Origin of the sequence: Lascolabacillus massiliensis (assembly GCF_001282625.1) — a bacterium.
Lineage (GTDB): Bacteria > Bacteroidota > Bacteroidia > Bacteroidales > Dysgonomonadaceae > Proteiniphilum > Proteiniphilum massiliensis.
The window spans coordinates 441,180-460,143 of record NZ_CTEJ01000002.1 but is presented as its reverse complement, the minus strand read 5'-3'; the positions used below and the strand labels follow the sequence as shown (position 1 = coordinate 460,143).

The following is an 18,964-nucleotide window of genomic DNA, read 5'->3' as shown; positions in this document are numbered from 1 at the left end:
ACTACCTCTCCCCGATAAACTCAATTATCCTCTCACAAGCCTGTCCATCACCATAAGGATTATTTGCCTGCGACATTGTGTTGTAGTATTCTTCATCATCCAATAAACGTGAAGTTTCGGAAACTATAAGATCATAGTTAGTGCCAACAAGCTTTACAGTACCGGCTTCCACTGCTTCAGGACGTTCTGTAGTGTCGCGCATCACCAATACAGGTTTACCCAATCCTGGGGCTTCTTCCTGTATACCACCGCTGTCGGTCAGTACCAAAGTACTCTGATTCATCAGATAGACAAAAGGAAGATATTCCAGAGGTTCAATAAAGTGGATGTTATTAATAACAGATTCTCCAAAAATCTCTTTAATTGGTTTTCTGACATTTGGATTCAGGTGCATAGGATAAACAAAATCCACCTCAGGATATTTCTCAGTGAGAGTTTTAATAGCGTTACACATATTTATAAACCCATCTCCAAAGTTTTCTCTCCTGTGCCCAGTTATAAGTACCAGCTTACGCTTATTTGGAAGAGGTGATGTAAAATCCTCTACCATCTCACCGGGCAGACCACTATTTATAAGAGTAGCTTTAATTTCAGACTGCAGACTCTTATCACTCTTGATCTTATCTAAAACCAAATACAAAGCATCAATAACTGTATTTCCTGTAATGGTAATAGTAGATTCATCAACACCCTCCTTTAATAGGTTCTCTTTACTAAGAGCAGTAGGAGCCAGGTTATATACCGAGATTCTGCTTGTAATCTGCCTGTTCATCTCTTCCGGCCATGGACTGTAAATGTTGTGAGTTCTTAGCCCTGCCTCAATATGAGCAACCGGAATCTGTTGATAAAATGCGGCCAGTGCTGCAGCCATTGATGTGGTTGTGTCTCCATGCACGAAAACAACATCAGGCTTTGATTCACTATAAACATCTCTTAGTCCTGTAAGCACACGAGCTGTAACATCATAAAGGTCCTGACCCTGTTTCATTATATTAAGATCATAATCGGGCTTTATATCAAAAAGATGTAGTACCTGATCAAGCATTTCGCGATGCTGACCTGTTACACATACAATTGTTTCAAATCTATCGGTATGTTTTTGAAACTCCTTCACCAGAGGAGCCACTTTAATTGCTTCCGGACGAGTACCGAATACCAGCATCACCCGTTTTTTTTGTTCCATTATATTTTATTTGAAAGATTAATTTTAATTGCCAAGACATCATGATTTATAATCATGTGTACTAAGTAATAATTACTATTTTCTAAATACCCCTGCGAAATCAAGAATCACCTTATCATCACTCCAGGGTAGTTCCTTGAACTGATTATGGGCAACCAGTATAGCTATAATATCAGCCTTATCATAAGCTTCTTTGTAATCAGTCAGTTTAAATACCTTGTGATCATCAATATTAGGCTCAACAATAAGGAAATCAGCATTATTATGTCCCTGCATAACCTTAGTTGCAATATACTTGGCAGGAGATTCACGCAGGTCGTCAATGTTAGGTTTAAAAGCCAGTCCCATCAGTGCCACAACAGGTTCTCTGCCGTGCTCCAGTTCAAAATTCTTAATAGCTGTCTGTGTTTTCTCTGCACACCAGAAAGCCTTGTAATTATTAAGCTCTCTTGCCTTACCAATAATCTGACTCTCCATAGGGAAAGCAGAAGTAATAAAGTATGGATCCACCGCAATACAGTGACCACCCACACCACTACCCGGCTGAAGAATATTCACCCTTGGGTGTTTATTAGCCAGTTCAATCAGCTCCCATACATTAATACCTGCTTTATCACAAATAATAGACAACTCATTGGCAAATGCAATCTGCACATCTCTTGATGAGTTTTCTGTAAGCTTACACATCTCTGCAGTGCGAGTATTTGTTTTGTGACAAACACCTTTTACAAACTTGCTGTAAAACTCAACAGCCTTTTCTGTTGATTCAGGATTAAGTCCACCTATAACCCTGTCATTATTCACCAACTCATAAATAATATTACCTGGAAGTACCCTCTCAGGGCAATAAGCAATATAAATCTTATCTTTTAGTTCCGGACGTTCACTGAAAATCAATTCCGCCATATTCTCAGTAGTTCCAACTGGTGAAGTTGACTCAATAATGTACAGATCCCCCTCTTTCAGGAAAGGAATAACATTACGGGTAGCTGCTTCCACGTAAGAAGTGTCAGGCTCGTGATCACCTGTAAATGGAGTAGGTACCACTATAAGAAACACATCACTTGATTCAGGCTCTGACTGTGCTTTAAGCCAACCATTACTTACTACTTTCGCAGCAAGGTCTGCCAGTCCCGGCTCCACTATATGAATCTTACCCTTGTTGATAGTCTCAACTACATGAGGGTTTACATCCACCCCAACTACTTCAACACCGTTATCCGCAGCAACTATTGCTGTAGGGAGACCTATGTATCCCAGTCCTATGAAACATGCTTTCATATTATATTATTATAAATTGCCTTTTATTTAACATCCACCCACCTATTCTCCTTCAAACTCTCAATAGCAGCAAAGCTTGCCTGCGTAGTATTTACTATACTATCAAATGGAATTAGAGCTTCTCCTCCTGATTGGATAGTATTAATCAATCTATGAAACTGATTCTTATGCCCCTTATCCATTGTAGTCTTTAGTTTAGAGAAACCTCTAACACCATACCCCTTAGTCTCACGGAAGTTATCCATGATAATAGTACGTTCCTGAGAAAAAACTTCCACACGCTCCTTAGAATAAGCCTTAGAGCCATTTGCAAAGTAGTTTATAACCCCTGTCGATCCATTCTCATACTTCAATAAAATAGAAGCATTATCTGTATTCTCCTCAGGATTAATTCCCATAGCATTCATACAAACAGACTTTACTTTACTACCAGTTAGAAAACTAATCAAATCGATATAATGACAAGCCTCACCAATTATTCTGCCACCTCCGGTTTTCATGTCATGAACCCACACATTAGCAGGAATAAAACCGGCATTCATAGTAGCTATTACATTCATCTGACTGTCGCCAACAAGGCTTTTAATCTTTTCGATATGCGGAGAGAACCTACGGTTGAAACCTACTGTGAGGGTCTTACCTGATTTCTCATAAACATCAATAATATTCTGAAGTTCTTTCTCATTAAGAGCAAGAGGTTTCTCTACAAACACATTCTTACCTGCCTGAAGACCCTCAACAACCAATTTAGCGTGCAAATCGTGTCGAGTAATGATAAACAAGGTATCAACCTCGTCATCCTTCAAGATCTCTCTGTAATCGGTAGTAGAATGCGAAAAACCGAACTTCTTAGCAAGGGTAGTACTTGAAAGCCCACCTTGACTTGCAATATATTTAAAATACGCCCCACTATTTTTAAGTGCTGGCATCAAAGTCATTTTTGTAAAGTTACCAGCCCCAACAACGCCTATAACACCCTTAGCACCCTTAAAGCTATTAATAGCAAACGAAACAGTGTGAGATGGTAAGTTTTTCTCACCACTATCATAACTTATTATAGTAGCAATAGACTTGTGAGAACCAATATCACCATAAATCTTTTTATACTCATCAAGTGGCACAACCTCCGTAATCATCTCCTTCACCTGCAGAGCACCCGAAGAGATGGCATAGAGTACCGACTCAAAATTCCTTTGTTCCGTCCATCGTACAAACGGTAGCGGGTAATCCATTCCTTTTTGTTCGTAGTTATCGTCGTATCTTCCCGGACCATAAGAACAGGAAACCTGAAAAGTAAGCTCCTTATCATAAAACTCGGCGCGACTAATATTTAAACCAATCACCCCAACAAGAACAATCTTACCCCTCTTTCTGCTCATCCTTGCAGCCTGAGAAATGATAGTATCCGTGTTAGCCGATGCAGTTATTATAACACCATCAGCACCAACACCACCAGTCTGTTCCTCCACGAACTTCACCACATCACCCTTACCCGAGTTAAAAGGTATTATACCCCACTTCTCGGCAAGAGCAAGCTTCTCCTCATCCAAGTCAGAACCAATCACTCTACAACCATTAGCTTTAAGCAACTGAGCAGTAAGCAAGCCAATTAAGCCAAGTCCAATCACCACTACAGTCTCACCAAGAGTAGGATTCAGCAATCTTATACCTTGAAGACCAATAGAACCAACAACAGTAAAAGCCGCCTCTTCATCAGAAACATTATCAGGAATATGAGCCACCAAGTTCTTCGGCACACACACAAACTCAGCATGCGCACCATTAGAAGCAACCCTATCACCAACCTCAAAACCACTAACACCTTCACCAACAGCAATAACCTCACCCACATTGCAATAACCCAAAGGGATAGGCTCACCCAGTTTATTAAACACCGCTTCAACCGTTGGTTTCAGTCCATCAGTTTTAATCTTATCTAGCACCTGCTTCACCTTATCAGGCTGTTGCTTCGCCTTTTGCAAGTAATTAGACTTGCCAAACTCCACCAGCATACGCTCCGTACCTATAGACACTAACGACTTTGAAGTCTTGATGAGCAAGCACCCCCTTTTAACCTGCGGTACAGGAACCTCTTCCAATATTGTTTCTCCTGTTTTAAAGGATTGTATTATTTGTTTCATCTTATAGTTTACGAGTTAATATGATATGTTTTTCGGTTATGGTATTTATCACCATTTCGGTTATATTTAACATAAGTTCTGTAGATGCAATTACTTCACTTAAATCTCGGTTTTCTTTCTTAAATGGTTGCATAACAGAACGTTTGTGCCCTACGTCTTTTGGGAAGTATTTTTGAGTATATTTCTTTTCATTATCCCAAATAGTTATTTTTCTAAAATCATCAATTTTAGCAATAATAGTGTCATATTGAAAGTTTATCGTTTCATTTATACCCTCAAATGGCTCTGTTCGAGAAGAAATTGTAATAGAAGTCAAATCTCCTTCTGGCGTAGTGATTGAAATAGAAATATTATCATCTGGTTCTTTCTTATTTGAATATGCTATTTGAACAAGAAAATCTTTTGGTATATATCCCCTCCAATTATAAATATGAATCATTAAATCTAACCAATGTCCAATATTTCCACATACACGTGTGCCTTCCTCTGGATTTCTATACCAATGATCCTTTTGAATATCATGAGCAGAGATAAAACAATTAAGTGTAAATTTTTTACTTATATTATTTTTTAATTTGTATTGACTTTTTATTTTTTGTATAGCTTTTGAGTAAGGTCTATTATAGCCAGCAAAAAAACTTGCTGAACTATTTTTGATAGTTTCCAAAAGAGAATCGAATTGATTGAAATTCACACAAATAGGTTTTTCACAAAATACATCAACATTCTTTTTTAAAAACTCTATTGCATACTCTGCATGGGTAGCATGATTTGAAGCTATATAAACAAGTTTTGTTTTTTGTAGCTTAAAAATATCTTCATAATTATTAATGATATGTGGAACTTTATAAAAACCAGCAAGTGAATTCGCATTATTTTTATTCACATCATAACAGAAATAAAAACGATTTGTGTGATATTTAGATAAATAAAAAGCTATAGTTGAAAATTGAAATTGTCCACAACCCAGCAAGCCAATAAATGGATCTTTATTAAAAAAGAATGGTCTGAAAATAAACAACCCTCTCTTTCTTCCAGCAACTTTGGTTAATGTTCTGGCTATTCCATAAATAGATGTATAACGTAATACCTTCTTTAATCTAATTGACATTTTAAATAGTTTCCCTTGTTTTACTTATAGCAGTTCTTAATAATTTAACAAATCAAATTTATTTTATAAGCGACTCATACAAATCGATATACTCTTTATACCTATCCTCTTTTCTGTAAAGTCTATGTGCTCTTTCTACACAAGCATCGGAATAATACATTTTACCTTTACTTTTAATTTCATTGATAGCATCCACCAACTTGATTATATTTCCCTGCTCCACTATTATACCTGTAGAATCATCAATAGCCTCCGGACTGCCTCCAGTTTTGTATGTAATTACCGGTGTACCGCAGGCTAATGATTCTAAATTAGTTGTTGGGAAATTATCTTCGTAAGTTGGATTCACAAATACATCGCTATCTTGATACAATTCAACGAGCTCATTTACACTTTCAGTTCTTTTTATACCTATAATATTATTAGGTAACTGTTTAATCTGCCTACTGTTCAATCCAACTAATACAATTTGGAATTGATCATTAAGTAATATACTCAAATCAAAAAAATCTTTTAGACCTTTTCGTGGTTCCCAAATGTTAGCAATACCAAGTATTATAAATTTATCCTGTAATTTGTGTTTCATTCGAAAACTAATACCAGAAGTAGGTCTGAAAACATTTGTATCTATACCATTGTGAATTACTTTTGTTGGTTTGTCTTTTAAGAATGATATTTTAATTAATCCTGATAACCAATCAGACACAGGAATTAAAGTCAAATTAGGGATATTCTTAAATAAGCTCTTCTTAAGTATATAGTTTTTTCTTGATCTATCGAATATCCAGCTGGCTGGGTATTCTTTTTTCTGGGGACATTTATAGCATTCTGTTTTCCATTTCTCACAACCAACATATGTAAAATAAATACAATGTCCGGTAATTGGCCAACAATCATGAAGAGTCCACACAATAGGAATATTAGTTTTGTTTAAATATTCAAATAATATATTATAATTCAGATAATAACCATGTATATTATGAAGATGTATAATATTCGGTTTGATTAATTCAATGTCATTTATAAATTTATTAGTAGCCCTATCAGAAGCCAGTCCATGATTATCAAATAATCTTGTTTGAATTCCATGTAGTTTTAGATCCCAACTACTTCCAATTCTTAGTGTTTTAGATGTGCTGGGTCGTTCATTTCTTCCGTATGCGATATAACTTTCCCAACCAACTGACATTGCAGCTTGACCTATTCCTTCAGCAATCCTACCTGTAGAACCTGTATTAACTACTGAATTTATTTGTAAAATTTTTTTAGTCATATAAGACGTATTGTTGATAGTAAGAGGGTATACTTCTAGTCTCTATGATCGTATGTTTGTTAAAAATAGAAACATAGGGGTAATTGACAAGATTTACATCGGAGTAATAAGGCCCTTGATCAATAAACGAGTTGATATTCTTAATATATAGAATAGTCATAATAGCGATAATAAAACTATAACTTAGGATTCTATTCCATTTCTTAAAGAAAAAATAAACTAAGAAATCAACAAGTAAAATTATCTCTAAATATCTCATATAGACATTTATTCGAGATGAAATCAATGGACTGGTCATAAATACCAAATAAATCATGAAACCGAGAATATATATTTTTAGAAATAGTTCACGTGTAGAATCTTTTTCAAATATTTTGTGAGTAAATAAAATAGGAACAAATATTATTATCCTTAATAGTAAACTAGTAATATCTAATCCAACATTTTCTGTATAGTAACTTATTTTTCCTGCAATTACCTCTATAGCAGTAAAAAAAGAAAATAGAAATTGATGCAATAATAATCCAATTGTTAAAGCAATTACTGAAACGATATAAACTTGAGAAGTTTTGTAATTCTTGATCAAATTGACAACTGGAATAACAAAAAGTATAATACTTGAATAATGGATAGTAAAAAGTAATAAGCTTAATAAATAGAACTTTAAATAGGACCTATTTTGAAGAAGAGGGATAAGATAGTATATAAATATGCTAATGGAAATTGATTGCCTTATAGCACTGAAAGGATAAATCAGATAGAATACGCAATAGAAAAACAGAAGGCTTGTAATTGGTTTAAGGCTATATTTATTTATAAATAACCATACCAGTACAAATGAAACAAATGAGAATAAAGCATTGAGAGATTCCGGTGAAAAATGCAGTATCTTTAACCATATATATGAGAGAGCTGTAAAACTTATCTCTTGTGTAAGAATACTAAAATCTTTATTCTGTAATGCATTTTCAAAACTGTTTGCAGAAACATCAAATAAGTAAATGTAATTAAAATAATCTGACCCTTGACCGTACCTAAATGTGACAAAAAGTAGCATCAGAATAAATAAGCATCTTTCTATTATTTTGTCGTTTTTACCAAAAAATTCAAAAAATGAAAAAGCTAACAATATGACAAATAAAAGATGATACATCTAACAATCAGTTTATATTATACTTTTCAATAAACTCTAAAGTTTCTTTAAACCAAGGCATTTCTTTATCAAAGTAAATATCTTTTCCATTCTCATCTCTATAATGTGACCAAATGATTACCCCATCACACAATGGATAAAGAGTTTCCAGTTGAAGTCTCCAGAAATCAGGTTCTACAAATTTATAACCTAAATCATGTTTACTTGGTAATGGATTATATTGAGGCCAAATAAATACATAGATTGGTTTATTCTTATTGCGCTTTTTAATGGCTGATATACCATTTTTTACCATCGCTATCCATTCATTTCTATTTGTGCCATGCGTGTAGTAACACGGATAAACCACATTAGAAGCATTATAAATATCACTTGAGATAGCCCCATAATGAAAAACAGAAACTAACGAATTAGAGTCTATTGCTCTATACAATTTAATCAATTGAAGATAAACCTCTTCAGCTTCTTTTTTGGTCTTTGCATCATATAACAAATGTCCCCAATATTCAACATCCAGAACAGTAGGAACTTTCTCAATTTTTTTAGATTTGTTTGCTTCCTTTGCAATTTTATTAAAATCAACAAACCTCCAACTAAAATCGCCCTTCTTTTTTTTATAATTAGTAGAAATTACTCCATCTTCATAGATCAAATTAATCTCAGAAAAACCGTATTCAGTTAAACTTGGTGTATCTTTAAATAATAAAGCATTAAATACCTTGAAATCTTTCTTCTTGGGATATAAATTAAACGGTAATAACAGAACTAAAAATACTATTACAAGAGTGTTATTTATTTTCATTATCTCTACAATATTTTATTTTCCACTAAATAAGTGCATTTATTAGTAATATCAATAAGATAATAAAATTGTCTTTTCGTTTAATTCTATAATCAATAGCTTTTCGTAACGCTTACAATTGGAACAGATTGATGATATTCATTTCCAAATCTATCAGTAGCTTTTATAGAAAAAGAGGCCTTATCATTTATTGGCTTTAACCTGTATAGATGATTAGTCTTCATATACCAGTTTGTACTTTCACTGATATTCAATGATTTATTATAGGAGTATACCTCGGGAGCATAATCATTATACCTTTCCATCTCTCCTCTGTTAACACCATCCTCAAATAGCTCTATTTTCCAGTCATCATCAGCGTTCCATACATTTGCAATAACATATCCATCTTTATCTGTAAATTTAAATGGTGTTATCAGATTTATTTGGTAATCCTTATCGCGTCTTACCGACTTATAATACCAATTCTTCATCTTGTTACCACTAATTTCATATACAGCATACCCATTCGGAGCGCCGCACTTATTCACTGTGCTGCTCCACCACATACCACTTGCTGCTCCGGTAATATGTTCATAGATATTTAATTCAGAGTTTATAATGTTTCTGTTAGCATGCCAGTGGCCTGACATAATATGAACCTCGCTATATCCTGAAATAGCCTCAAGGAACTGTGATTTACGCTCCATCGTCGTACTGTTTAATACAGGTATATGCACACTCACAATCAGCATTTTATTTTTTGGTACATGCTTTAAGTCAGATTTTAACCAATCTATCTGCTCTTCAGAAAACCCCCAGTTATTAGTAGTTACCCCATAATTAAATACATTATTCATCACTACAATATGAACGTTACCACGATTAAATGAAAAATCCAGTGGACCAAAATGAGATACAAACTCTTTTGACCCTTCCGCAGGATCATATTTTACAGCAGAAAAATCGTGATTGCCTATAGTATGAAAAACAGGGATATTAGTTGAAATAAATGATTGTTTTACTTCGCTGAATAAATTAAGACTGTCAAATGCAAGATCACCCAATGTCAGACCATAAACATTATCATACTCTTCTACAGTGCTGATAATATCAGGAATAGTTTCATTATTTAATCTTCTCAAATGATTTGCATTTTGTACCTGAGGATCTCCAATTGCAATTAATGTAAATTCCTCCTCGGCACCATTTATCAGAGGCTTTAAATTAAAATTAATCTGAACTGAATCTTTCTCTAAGTCAATTTGATTGAATATCTGAGGTATTCCGTTTTTCATTGGTATCTCAAATTCTTCAGGAACAGATATGAAAACATGCGTTGCACCCGGAGCTGTTTCAAATCGGTAATTACCCTGACTGTTTGTTAGAGTAGTCGAAAACCCATCACTGATTACAGCATTGCTGACAGGAGCCTTAGTTTCGTTGTTAATGACTTTTCCGTAGACAATTGTAACTGGTCCATCCGGTCTTACATTTGGGATGTCAACAAAGCATGAGCTAAGTGAAATTAAAGTTAATATAAATAATAACATTTGAATTTTTCTCATATATTTAATTAGCTATTTCTTTTCAATTGCTTATTAAATAAGCATTGAAACTATGATGGGGCTCTTGTTGTTCTTTTGGGGGCAGTTGCATATAATCACCAAATACATTTGTCAAATATTCTTCATAACCAGCCATTATCTTATACTTTCTCCCTTCAAAATCTTTAGTAATATAATCATTGTAAACACTCTTACTGCACCTCTCTTTACTGGCATAGCCCCAAACTATATTTCCGATATAATCAGACTCTTCGTAATCATTTTTAGTTGCAAGTCGTATTATTTTATTAAGTAAGTATCTTATAGGAACTAACAGTAATAAAATCCTGGCCAAAATTATAAAAACATTTTTATGAATGGCTCTTTCTTTTATAATTATTATTCTTTTTAATTCTAATAAATTTCGATAAAAATTACTCTTATTAAAAATTCTGACTGATTTTTTACAAGATGATGGCAGACCATCAATCGGAAAAATATCAATGTTTACGCCTATTTCATAATTATTATTGTAGTTTTCAATAAATAAAGTTCTTTCATCTGAAACTTTAATAAACGGATACGGATATTTTTTGTTTAACCGCAAATCATGTATTTTCAAATATGAGTTTTCAGTTTCATGAAAAGTTTTTAGAAATCTTTCGTAATCAGGTCTGGGCATTGAAATATCAATGTCATCATCCCAAGGTATATAACCCTTATGTCTTATTGCGCCTAAAAGTGTACCTCCATATAATGAATATCTTATATTATTCTCCTCGCAGAAAGTAGTTACTTTATCAAGTATACCTATTTGAATTCTCTTTAATTCATCTTTATTTATTTCAGTCATATTCTTTTTAGTAACTGTTTGGTGGCTTCTGATACTCTTTCGGAGCTATGATCGTCAATATAACAATGAAATCTCTGAATTGACTTATTTGAGATACTATAATAAGTTTTTTCTATTATTATCTCGAATAACTCATTCCAGTCATTAGCTTTTATCCCTTCAATTTCTTTATAGTAATCGTAATATAAAGGACGAGATTCTCTTGAATAACTCTCAATATCAAATGGAGCTAAGATAACAGGTTTTCCCGTTAAAATAAAATCAAAATAGACACTCGAGTAATCAGTAATAAGTATATCAATATCTTTTAAAAGCCTGTATAAATCTGTGAAATCCTGATTAGATAAGTTTATAAAACGTTCAGTGACCTGATCTGCACTCGATTGTTTCACTTCAAAATTGTGTCCCTTATTCAGAAAGACTGAATTACTTGTGTTCAGTATTTCCGATAGAGTTTTCGAGTCAAAACCATATGAGTCAAAAGGGTTAAATGATTTCCCCTTATTAGTAAATGCATCCCTCCATGTTGGTAGATACAATATTTTAGTTGGGTTATTATATTTCTCATTTAACTCTTCTATCAGAATCTCTTTATCTTTTACAAATAAACCATCATTTCTGGGATAACCGGTAATTAATATTCGATCATTTGTCAGATTAAATGCAGAACTAAAATATGGTGTAAAGAATTCAGAAGTATTTATTATATAATCAGGATTGTATGTAAATTCTGGAAAGATCAGTTTTTGAAAGAACTGAAAAATATTTTCTTTAAATCCATTTATCTGTTTTGAAAATAACCGGGCATCATGACCTATTTGCTTCATCATCAAACCATGCCAAAGCCAAATTTGCAAAGATCCATTTATTGCTCTCGCATTCACATCCTTGGGTGTATTGTTTATGAAAACAACACCAGCTCTTAAAGAAGTAATTATTCCTTTCAGCGAGTTTACCATCAGAACCGGTTTATTTTCTTTAGAGAGCTTGTTGTATATCTCCTTATTTCTGGTTATCCAAATAGCATTTATCTGTTTCTCATTCCTTAGAACATATTCATACAACCATTTTGAGTTATCAAAGTATAGTAATCCCGAACCGGCTCCAAATAACCAGATATGTTTATTCCGAGGGAATAGTTTCTGTATATACCAGAATGGGAGAGTAAAAATCTTTAATAATAATGTTATTAACTTGCCGACCATTAAAATTACAGCTTAATAATGTTATGTCCCTCCCTGAATTTCTGGATTATTCCTACAATTGCAATTGACTCTTCGCTATTTAATTTTAAGTAATTACTTTGTGGGTTATTAATAAGTGAAACGAATTCACTTATTTCGTAACGTAAACCATCATCTTCGAACTTCGCAAAATATTTACGATTTTTATTCAGATCTTCATACCTAAGTTCAAAGAACTCAGTCTTCCACCATGGTGCAGGCACATATGCATAACCTTTAGTACCGGAGATTATTAGCTCACCTTCAGTTTTTACACCCAATCCAACCTTAAGAGACGCTACGGCATTGTCAAATTGAATTATTGCACGAGTAAATACATCAATATTATTCTCGAATACTGAGTAGAATGTGATATCCCTGTACGATGTTCCGAATAGTTTAATAATTGGTAGTAAAGGATATGATGATAGCTCTGTCATGCTTCCTCCTGCTTGTTCAGCAGAAAGTTCTCTAAAATTACCAGTCATTAATTTTGTAAAAGAAGCCTCAATATCCCTGACTGTTCCAATTGCACCACTTTTTACATAAGAAATAAGTTTGTGAAACGCCGGAGCATAAGCAGTTTTAATTGCTTCCATCAATATCAGATTTTTTTCTTCCGCTAAGCTATAGAGCTCTTTTGCTTCATCTTCCTTAAGAACAAGAGGCTTTTCACATAAAACATGCTTACCATTCATTAAAGACTTTCTGATATAGTCAGCATGTGTAGGATGAGGTGATGCAATATAAACCGCATCCACTTTTGAATAAAATTCATTTAAATCATCAGTATAGAAGCTTATCTCGTGATTCTCAGCAAATGCTTTAGCAGAATTGATATTAGGGTTATAATTTCCATTCACATTAATTCCACTGACATACTTTGACTCAGGAATAAACCTGTTTGCAATTCTTCCGCTACCAATTACACCAATACTTATGATCTTTTGTGTTTCACCTCTTAACATCGTACTGGAAACACCTTTAGTACGTTCAAGATAGACAACCTCGCAAAACTCATTAAGATAGTCGAACTTACCTTTCCAGTCAGAACCAATAGCAAATATATCTACCCCATATTTCTGAATATCATCAATCTTCTGACCTTCATATTCCTCAATAATAATTTCATCTGCCAACCCGGTATTGCGCACATCCTCAATTCGTTCTAAAGTACTTTTACTCACATTTAGTTTCCCTCTGCCTCTGTCGTAGTTTTCAGTTGTTACACCTACAATAAGGTAATCACCAAGCTCTTTTGCTCTCTTTAAGAGATTGATGTGACCATGGTGCAACAAATCAAAAGTACCGTATGTAATTATTTTCTTCATTTCTTTAATTTTTAAAATACTTAGTATCTGACTGACAAGTATATTTTATATATTCTAAAGAATATGTTTATTTTTTTTGATAATAACCAAATATGTATTTTATGATGCAAAGATAAATTAGAACTAAAGATTTTTGAATCTGTTTCAGGAAATATTTCTCTTGCTTTTTTTACACCATACATCTTTGTGATAATTCGAATCTTGAGAATTAGCTTTGAATCAAGTATAGCTTTTTCATATTTTACTTTGTCATCAGTATTCATTAGAAAGTCATAAGCAAGTACTGATGCTTTAATTCTGTCTTGAACAAATACAGAGTTAAAATCTCGCATATTTTCAGACCTCGATATTGAGTGACCATGAATACGATAATGATAATATGAATCTGATATTCTCGAAATCTTTTTAGAGTAATAAAACAATTTTACTAGCGCATAAAAATCTTCACGTATATTTACGCCATCAGGAAAATCTATCTTATTATTATCATAGAGTTCTTTACTAATAAGTTTTGTACATAAGTAGGGAGTTAATTTAGCTGTTAAAATTGCTCTAATACACTCTATATTACTGTCACTATAAAAATCTATTATTTTATCTGTATTGCTATTTTTTTCTTTTATTGTGTCACATAATACTATATCAGCTTTATTTGCTTCAGCATTCAAATAGAGTTTCTCATAAAGATCAGGATCTACCCAATCATCACTATCACAGTGGATGATATATTTACCAGTTGAATTTCTCAACCCTATATTTCTAGTCGCTGCTATCCCTTTATTCTCTTTGTTGTGAATTATTTTGACTTGATTTCTTCTATTAGGATAGTCATTTAATACATTTGTCAAAATATCAAAACTCTTATCCGGTGTACAATCATTAATAAAAACAAACTCAATATCATCCAGAGTTTGTTCAAATAATGATCGTGCACAATTCTCAATATATCTTTCTACATTATACACAGGGATAATCACAGATATTTTGGGTCTATCTTTATACATAGTTACAATAGTACTTTCAATTTTTATTACTTTATTATAGATTCTCTTTTATAAACTGAATAGAAGATGTTTTCTCCCTTTCCAGAATACTATTTACATTTTTCCAATCAATTTCCTTATATCCAGTCAGATTAAAATCACTTAGTGAATGTACTAATTTATCTTCTAATTGAAATAACTTTAACAACGATGTAAATCGAGTTGTTCCTCTGCTTTCATTAGCAATTGAAATAAAGGGCTTGTTAAATATAATGGAAAATACAGTACCATGAAAAGAGTCTGTTACAACAAACTCTGCATCCATAAAACCACGTATCCATTCTTCCACAGGTGGGAAAACACATTCATCAATCCCATTTCTGTCTATATCAGAGAACCTCTTCGGTTGCATAACCGAAAAAGTTTTCAAATTATATTTATTAGAAATCTTTTCAATTATACTATTCTTATCATTTGTAGAGTCAAGAATATAAGTAAAAAGATTACCAGAGCTTTTTTCAATCTTCTCCTTTTCCACTAAAGATATATACTCATTTCTAGCAAGCAGCATTGTAGGATCCAGCATGTGAGCAGCATCCACGCCAAAGTGTTTTTTACATAATTCAATAGCAGTATCCTCTCTGACAGATACAGCATCAAAGAGTTTTATAAGTCTTTTATACTCTTTTGTTTGTGGCTCTGTAAATTCCCATTCATCAACTCCAAATGAAGCAGCAAAAGCAATCTTTTTGACTCCATAGTTATTCTCTAAAAAATCAAGAAAATAAGTAGACATCTGGGGAGAATATTTTGGTCTCCAAACCTGGTCACTTCCCACAATATAAGCATCAAAACTATATTTATCTATTAACTTTTCATCTAATTTTTTAGTAATTAAATCTGTAGTTGTGATATTTTTCTTAATAAATTGTTGGGTGTATTTAGATATAATTTCTTTTTCTTCTTCTGTTGGCCAGGCACGCACTCTAATTTTCTGACCAGATAACTTTAAAACAGTTCTTTTTAATAATGAAGCATATTTGCGCAATTTTAAATTCTCTCTGTTTTTTATATTTATAGTTTGAGATTCATGTCCTAATTTCTTTAGAGTTGTTTGTAAAGCAAAGTTTTGCAATAAACCACCATAATTATTGTGTAGAGGTTGTGTTAGAATGCCTATTTTCATATTCTTAATCTTCTTTTGATCGCCCTTACGTAATGATATATTCTGGTTCTTTTCCTTAAGTTCTCTCTAGATTTAAACATAGTCTGATCAAATTCTAAACTATCTTTTGAAACAGGCCATTGTACTAAACTTAGCTTTCTTACAGCCATCCGCTGCTTTTGTACTAATTTAAAATCCAGTGAAATATTTTCATTATCGTGACGCTTTGGTGGAATAATAAAACCTTTACTTTTAGCTAATTTTATTCTATATCCCAAAGCTTTTTGCCGATGGTTGAAACTTCCTTGTTGAGAAGACAGAAAATGATCAAACTCCAAAGTATCTACAGCTAACTCTTTGTGGATGATCCCATCATTAATTAATCTTTCAGCCAATTCTGTTCGTGTAACTATAACATTTGTCCCTTTTCCATCCTTGTTATATGGATTTATCCATGCATCACCTAACGAGATATCAGCTAATTCTGTTGTAACATCATCACAAAAATCACAAGCATTGTTTTTGAACATACCGGATCCCCACATATCACCTACTTTTCTCATTTTTATTGTGTGCTGTTGACCATTGATGTCATTACAGCCAAAAGAGTAGTCTGATGCAGTACTCTGTAGATCTTTAATCCTGAACTTTGGTTGACTGAATTGATCACTTGAAACGCCAGTCTTACCAGCTAGGTATTCGGCAAAAAATTTACTTTTTACTCCACCACATATTATACCAATTGTAAATTTTATTTTATCTTTTAATTCAGGATGATAGAATTGTAAAAGTCTTACAGATTTAATAAAACAAGCAATCCCGACAACCGCAAATCGCTCAGTTGAATTTTTCAATTGATCAATAACTGTTCCTAATGTTACAGGATAGTACTTGGTCTCAGAAGTTGATATTAACTCGTCTGTTGATCTTATAACAGAATATTCGTAGAAACTGTCTTTACCTTCCTTTACCGTAATAACTGCATCTATAATATCTTCTTTAAAAAGTTGATCTATCAGATAAGTAGCTAAACCACCAGATGAAGATGTCAGGCGATATTTATTTGAATAACCAACATAGGTGTTATAAAATTTCCCAACTCTCTTATGATGATTTGGAGCATCATTTAAAAATATATCAGCAATTTCGTTTTCAGTTCGTACCTCTTTGTCCGGAAAAGGATTGAAAGGACAAACCTTCAAACTTTTTTCAGATTCAAGCTCAGGTGTTTCTGAAGTTGGAATAAGAAAACCCTCCTTACTCCAATTCATAGATATATTGTCATTTGATGAAGAGTATAAACAAGCACCGCATCCTATGCACATATCTTGTTTTACTACAGCATCAAATATGTTTTTTTTCATTAAAGTCATTCTCTTTTTAATATTTTATTGAAACCACTGATTACAAACTTCCTTTCAGAACTGTTAAAACCTATAGAATATACGATTATTGAATTCCAAATTATAGTAACAAATACTATGATTATAAGACGAATAATTTTTTCGTCCATGTAGTAACGTATGAAAAGAGGTAGAGCAAGAGTAAGCAGAATAACAACAATATTTTTCAACAAAATCTCACGAATAAATGTTTTTACCGGAAATTCTAATAACTTCCATACCAGATATAATCTAAATGATAATGCAATTATTGAAATAATAATGTTTACATAAAGGGTAATCTCAGGAGAATAGCCCTTTTTTAATAATATATATGATATTGGTAATATGAGTGTTAAAAGTGAACCAACCACCGCCTGATACACTTTGATTTTGCCTGTTGCTTGAATAGCTGTCATTAATGGACCTGAAACACAGTCTATCAAAATAATAACTAACACTAAAATTGTAAATATTGAAGAATATTCAGGCACCGTCTTCAACCATAATTTTAATATTTGATCTATTTCAATGATAATAGGTAATGAGAGTATATATAATAGGTAAAATGAAAATTTTGAACTTCTAATTACCAATGACGACATATATCCTTTTTCATCAGCAGCATAAGATTTAATGATTTGAGGGTTTACAGCCATTTGAAAGTTGCTTACAAAACTATTAACAGCAGACTGCACTTGCATTGCAATGCCTCTGGCTGCATTTACTGTTGGACCAAAAAACATATTTAATAATATATTAACTCCTTGTCCTTTTGTCACACTCGCTATATTACCAAAAAGATTCCACCCCGAATAACTAATTAATGTTTTATAAAGTCCTTTATCCTTTACTACTTCAAATTTTGACTCTTCAAAATTTTTACGAGTATATATTCTATATATTGCAGCAATAAGTAACACTACTGCAAAATACAATATTCCATACAGTTTGAGTTTATCATAAGTAATCCAGGTCAGCATAAATACAATTAATAACTTAAGTAGTACCTCAATAATGCTTACATAAGCATAAACATTCATTCGCTCATGGGCTATGATGGTTGCGTTATAAGGTACTTGTATGATAGACACCATAAAAGAGAGCACCGAGAAATGGTAAACCCATATGGCTGCATTTAACCTTTCCGGTGGAATTACCAAGTAGTTTTTCACAAACCATAAACCAACCGTTTCTGCTAATATAAATATAAGTACTGCAATACCGATATGAATTATTTGTGTAGCGTTAAAGGTCTTTCTAAGTTGGTCATAATCACTTTTACCAATTTCATATGAAAGAAATCTTTGTGTTGCTGAAGACATTGCACTATTGAAAAATGCAAACATTGTCACAACTCCACCTACAACGTTATAAATACCATAGTCTTCAACACCCAGTGTATTCAGTATTACACGAGAAGTATAAAAGGATACTAACATTGTTAGTATCATCCTAAAATACAACATTAATGTATTCTTCGCAATACGCCTGTTTTTTTGTGAATTTGTTGCAGTAGTTTTTTCCAATGTTTTTAAATTAATGATTTTATTTTTC

15 protein-coding genes are annotated in these 18,964 nt (G+C 32.9%); all 15 read right to left on the bottom strand.

All coding sequences use genetic code 11. From position 1 onward, the window contains the following. Window position 1: 1 nt before the first annotated feature. The 15 genes from wecB to BN1354_RS06650 all read right to left on the bottom strand — a co-directional run bounded on the left by wecB (window position 2) and on the right by BN1354_RS06650 (window position 18,936). Complete coding sequence (wecB, locus tag BN1354_RS06720) at window positions 2-1,183, bottom strand: non-hydrolyzing UDP-N-acetylglucosamine 2-epimerase (protein ID WP_053826637.1); 1,182 nt, start codon at window positions 1,181-1,183, stop codon at window positions 2-4. 75 nt (window positions 1,184-1,258) lie between these two features. After that, window positions 1,259-2,464, bottom strand: a complete 1,206-nt coding sequence (wecC, locus tag BN1354_RS06715) for a UDP-N-acetyl-D-mannosamine dehydrogenase (protein ID WP_053826636.1) — start codon at window positions 2,462-2,464, stop codon at window positions 1,259-1,261. A gap of 23 nt (window positions 2,465-2,487) precedes the next feature. Beyond that, window positions 2,488-4,605, bottom strand: a complete 2,118-nt coding sequence (locus tag BN1354_RS06710) for a bi-domain-containing oxidoreductase (RefSeq protein ID WP_053826635.1) — start codon at window positions 4,603-4,605, stop codon at window positions 2,488-2,490. Between the two features lies 1 nt (window position 4,606). Next, window positions 4,607-5,716, bottom strand: coding sequence for a Gfo/Idh/MocA family protein (locus BN1354_RS06705; protein WP_053826634.1), 1,110 nt, complete (start codon window positions 5,714-5,716; stop codon window positions 4,607-4,609). A gap of 58 nt (window positions 5,717-5,774) precedes the next feature. Beyond that, on the bottom strand, window positions 5,775-6,989 hold the full coding sequence (locus BN1354_RS06700; protein WP_053826633.1) for a glycosyltransferase: 1,215 nt from the start codon (window positions 6,987-6,989) through the stop codon (window positions 5,775-5,777). Beyond that, complete coding sequence (locus BN1354_RS12200; protein WP_053826632.1) at window positions 6,982-8,142, bottom strand: EpsG family protein; 1,161 nt, start codon at window positions 8,140-8,142, stop codon at window positions 6,982-6,984. The genes BN1354_RS06700 and BN1354_RS12200 overlap by 8 nt, the downstream gene beginning before the upstream one ends. Window positions 8,143-8,149: 7 nt before the next feature. Next, on the bottom strand, window positions 8,150-8,944 hold the full coding sequence (locus tag BN1354_RS06690; RefSeq protein ID WP_053826631.1) for a hypothetical protein: 795 nt from the start codon (window positions 8,942-8,944) through the stop codon (window positions 8,150-8,152). A gap of 92 nt (window positions 8,945-9,036) precedes the next feature. Further along, entirely contained in the window at window positions 9,037-10,491 is a 1,455-nt protein-coding gene (locus BN1354_RS06685) for a calcineurin-like phosphoesterase C-terminal domain-containing protein (RefSeq protein ID WP_053826630.1), read from the bottom strand. A gap of 22 nt (window positions 10,492-10,513) precedes the next feature. Next, on the bottom strand, window positions 10,514-11,323 hold the full coding sequence (locus BN1354_RS06680; RefSeq protein WP_053826629.1) for a LicD family protein: 810 nt from the start codon (window positions 11,321-11,323) through the stop codon (window positions 10,514-10,516). Beyond that, complete coding sequence (locus BN1354_RS06675; RefSeq protein WP_053826628.1) at window positions 11,320-12,528, bottom strand: CDP-glycerol glycerophosphotransferase family protein; 1,209 nt, start codon at window positions 12,526-12,528, stop codon at window positions 11,320-11,322. The genes BN1354_RS06680 and BN1354_RS06675 overlap by 4 nt, the downstream gene beginning before the upstream one ends. Before the next feature lie 5 nt (window positions 12,529-12,533). Continuing rightward, window positions 12,534-13,877 (bottom strand): Gfo/Idh/MocA family oxidoreductase, encoded by a 1,344-nt coding sequence (locus BN1354_RS06670; RefSeq protein ID WP_053826627.1) that lies wholly within the window; start codon window positions 13,875-13,877, stop codon window positions 12,534-12,536. A 20-nt stretch (window positions 13,878-13,897) separates the two neighbouring features. Continuing rightward, window positions 13,898-14,881, bottom strand: coding sequence for a glycosyltransferase family 2 protein (locus tag BN1354_RS06665; protein WP_053826626.1), 984 nt, complete (start codon window positions 14,879-14,881; stop codon window positions 13,898-13,900). 34 nt (window positions 14,882-14,915) lie between these two features. Next, the gene (locus tag BN1354_RS06660; RefSeq protein ID WP_053826625.1) at window positions 14,916-16,046 is read right to left on the bottom strand and encodes a polysaccharide pyruvyl transferase family protein; all 1,131 of its coding nucleotides are present in this window, start codon (window positions 16,044-16,046) and stop codon (window positions 14,916-14,918) included. Further along, on the bottom strand, window positions 16,043-17,389 hold the full coding sequence (locus BN1354_RS06655; RefSeq protein WP_154904832.1) for a Coenzyme F420 hydrogenase/dehydrogenase, beta subunit C-terminal domain: 1,347 nt from the start codon (window positions 17,387-17,389) through the stop codon (window positions 16,043-16,045). The genes BN1354_RS06660 and BN1354_RS06655 overlap by 4 nt, the downstream gene beginning before the upstream one ends. A 5-nt stretch (window positions 17,390-17,394) precedes the next feature. Next, window positions 17,395-18,936 (bottom strand): oligosaccharide flippase family protein, encoded by a 1,542-nt coding sequence (locus tag BN1354_RS06650; protein ID WP_082331586.1) that lies wholly within the window; start codon window positions 18,934-18,936, stop codon window positions 17,395-17,397. Between the last annotated feature and the right edge of the window lie 28 nt (window positions 18,937-18,964).

Bases quoted from the DNA above. Each gene is read 5' to 3' on its own strand.
- BN1354_RS06690 (WP_053826631.1), bottom strand. From the start codon at position 8,944: ATGAAAATAAATAACACTCTTGTAATAGTATTTTTAGTTCTGTTATTA.
- BN1354_RS06700 (WP_053826633.1), bottom strand. From the start codon at position 6,989: ATGACTAAAAAAATTTTACAAATAAATTCAGTAGTTAATACAGGTTCT.
- BN1354_RS06670 (WP_053826627.1), bottom strand. From the start codon at position 13,877: ATGAAGAAAATAATTACATACGGTACTTTTGATTTGTTGCACCATGGT.
- wecB (WP_053826637.1), bottom strand. From the start codon at position 1,183: ATGGAACAAAAAAAACGGGTGATGCTGGTATTCGGTACTCGTCCGGAA.
- wecC (WP_053826636.1), bottom strand. From the start codon at position 2,464: ATGAAAGCATGTTTCATAGGACTGGGATACATAGGTCTCCCTACAGCA.
- BN1354_RS12200 (WP_053826632.1), bottom strand. From the start codon at position 8,142: ATGTATCATCTTTTATTTGTCATATTGTTAGCTTTTTCATTTTTTGAA.
- BN1354_RS06660 (WP_053826625.1), bottom strand. From the start codon at position 16,046: ATGAAAATAGGCATTCTAACACAACCTCTACACAATAATTATGGTGGT.
- BN1354_RS06710 (WP_053826635.1), bottom strand. From the start codon at position 4,605: ATGAAACAAATAATACAATCCTTTAAAACAGGAGAAACAATATTGGAA.
- BN1354_RS06680 (WP_053826629.1), bottom strand. From the start codon at position 11,323: ATGACTGAAATAAATAAAGATGAATTAAAGAGAATTCAAATAGGTATA.
- BN1354_RS06705 (WP_053826634.1), bottom strand. From the start codon at position 5,716: ATGTCAATTAGATTAAAGAAGGTATTACGTTATACATCTATTTATGGA.
- BN1354_RS06655 (WP_154904832.1), bottom strand. From the start codon at position 17,389: ATGAAAAAAAACATATTTGATGCTGTAGTAAAACAAGATATGTGCATA.
- BN1354_RS06665 (WP_053826626.1), bottom strand. From the start codon at position 14,881: ATGTATAAAGATAGACCCAAAATATCTGTGATTATCCCTGTGTATAAT.
- BN1354_RS06675 (WP_053826628.1), bottom strand. From the start codon at position 12,528: ATGGTCGGCAAGTTAATAACATTATTATTAAAGATTTTTACTCTCCCA.
- BN1354_RS06685 (WP_053826630.1), bottom strand. From the start codon at position 10,491: ATGAGAAAAATTCAAATGTTATTATTTATATTAACTTTAATTTCACTT.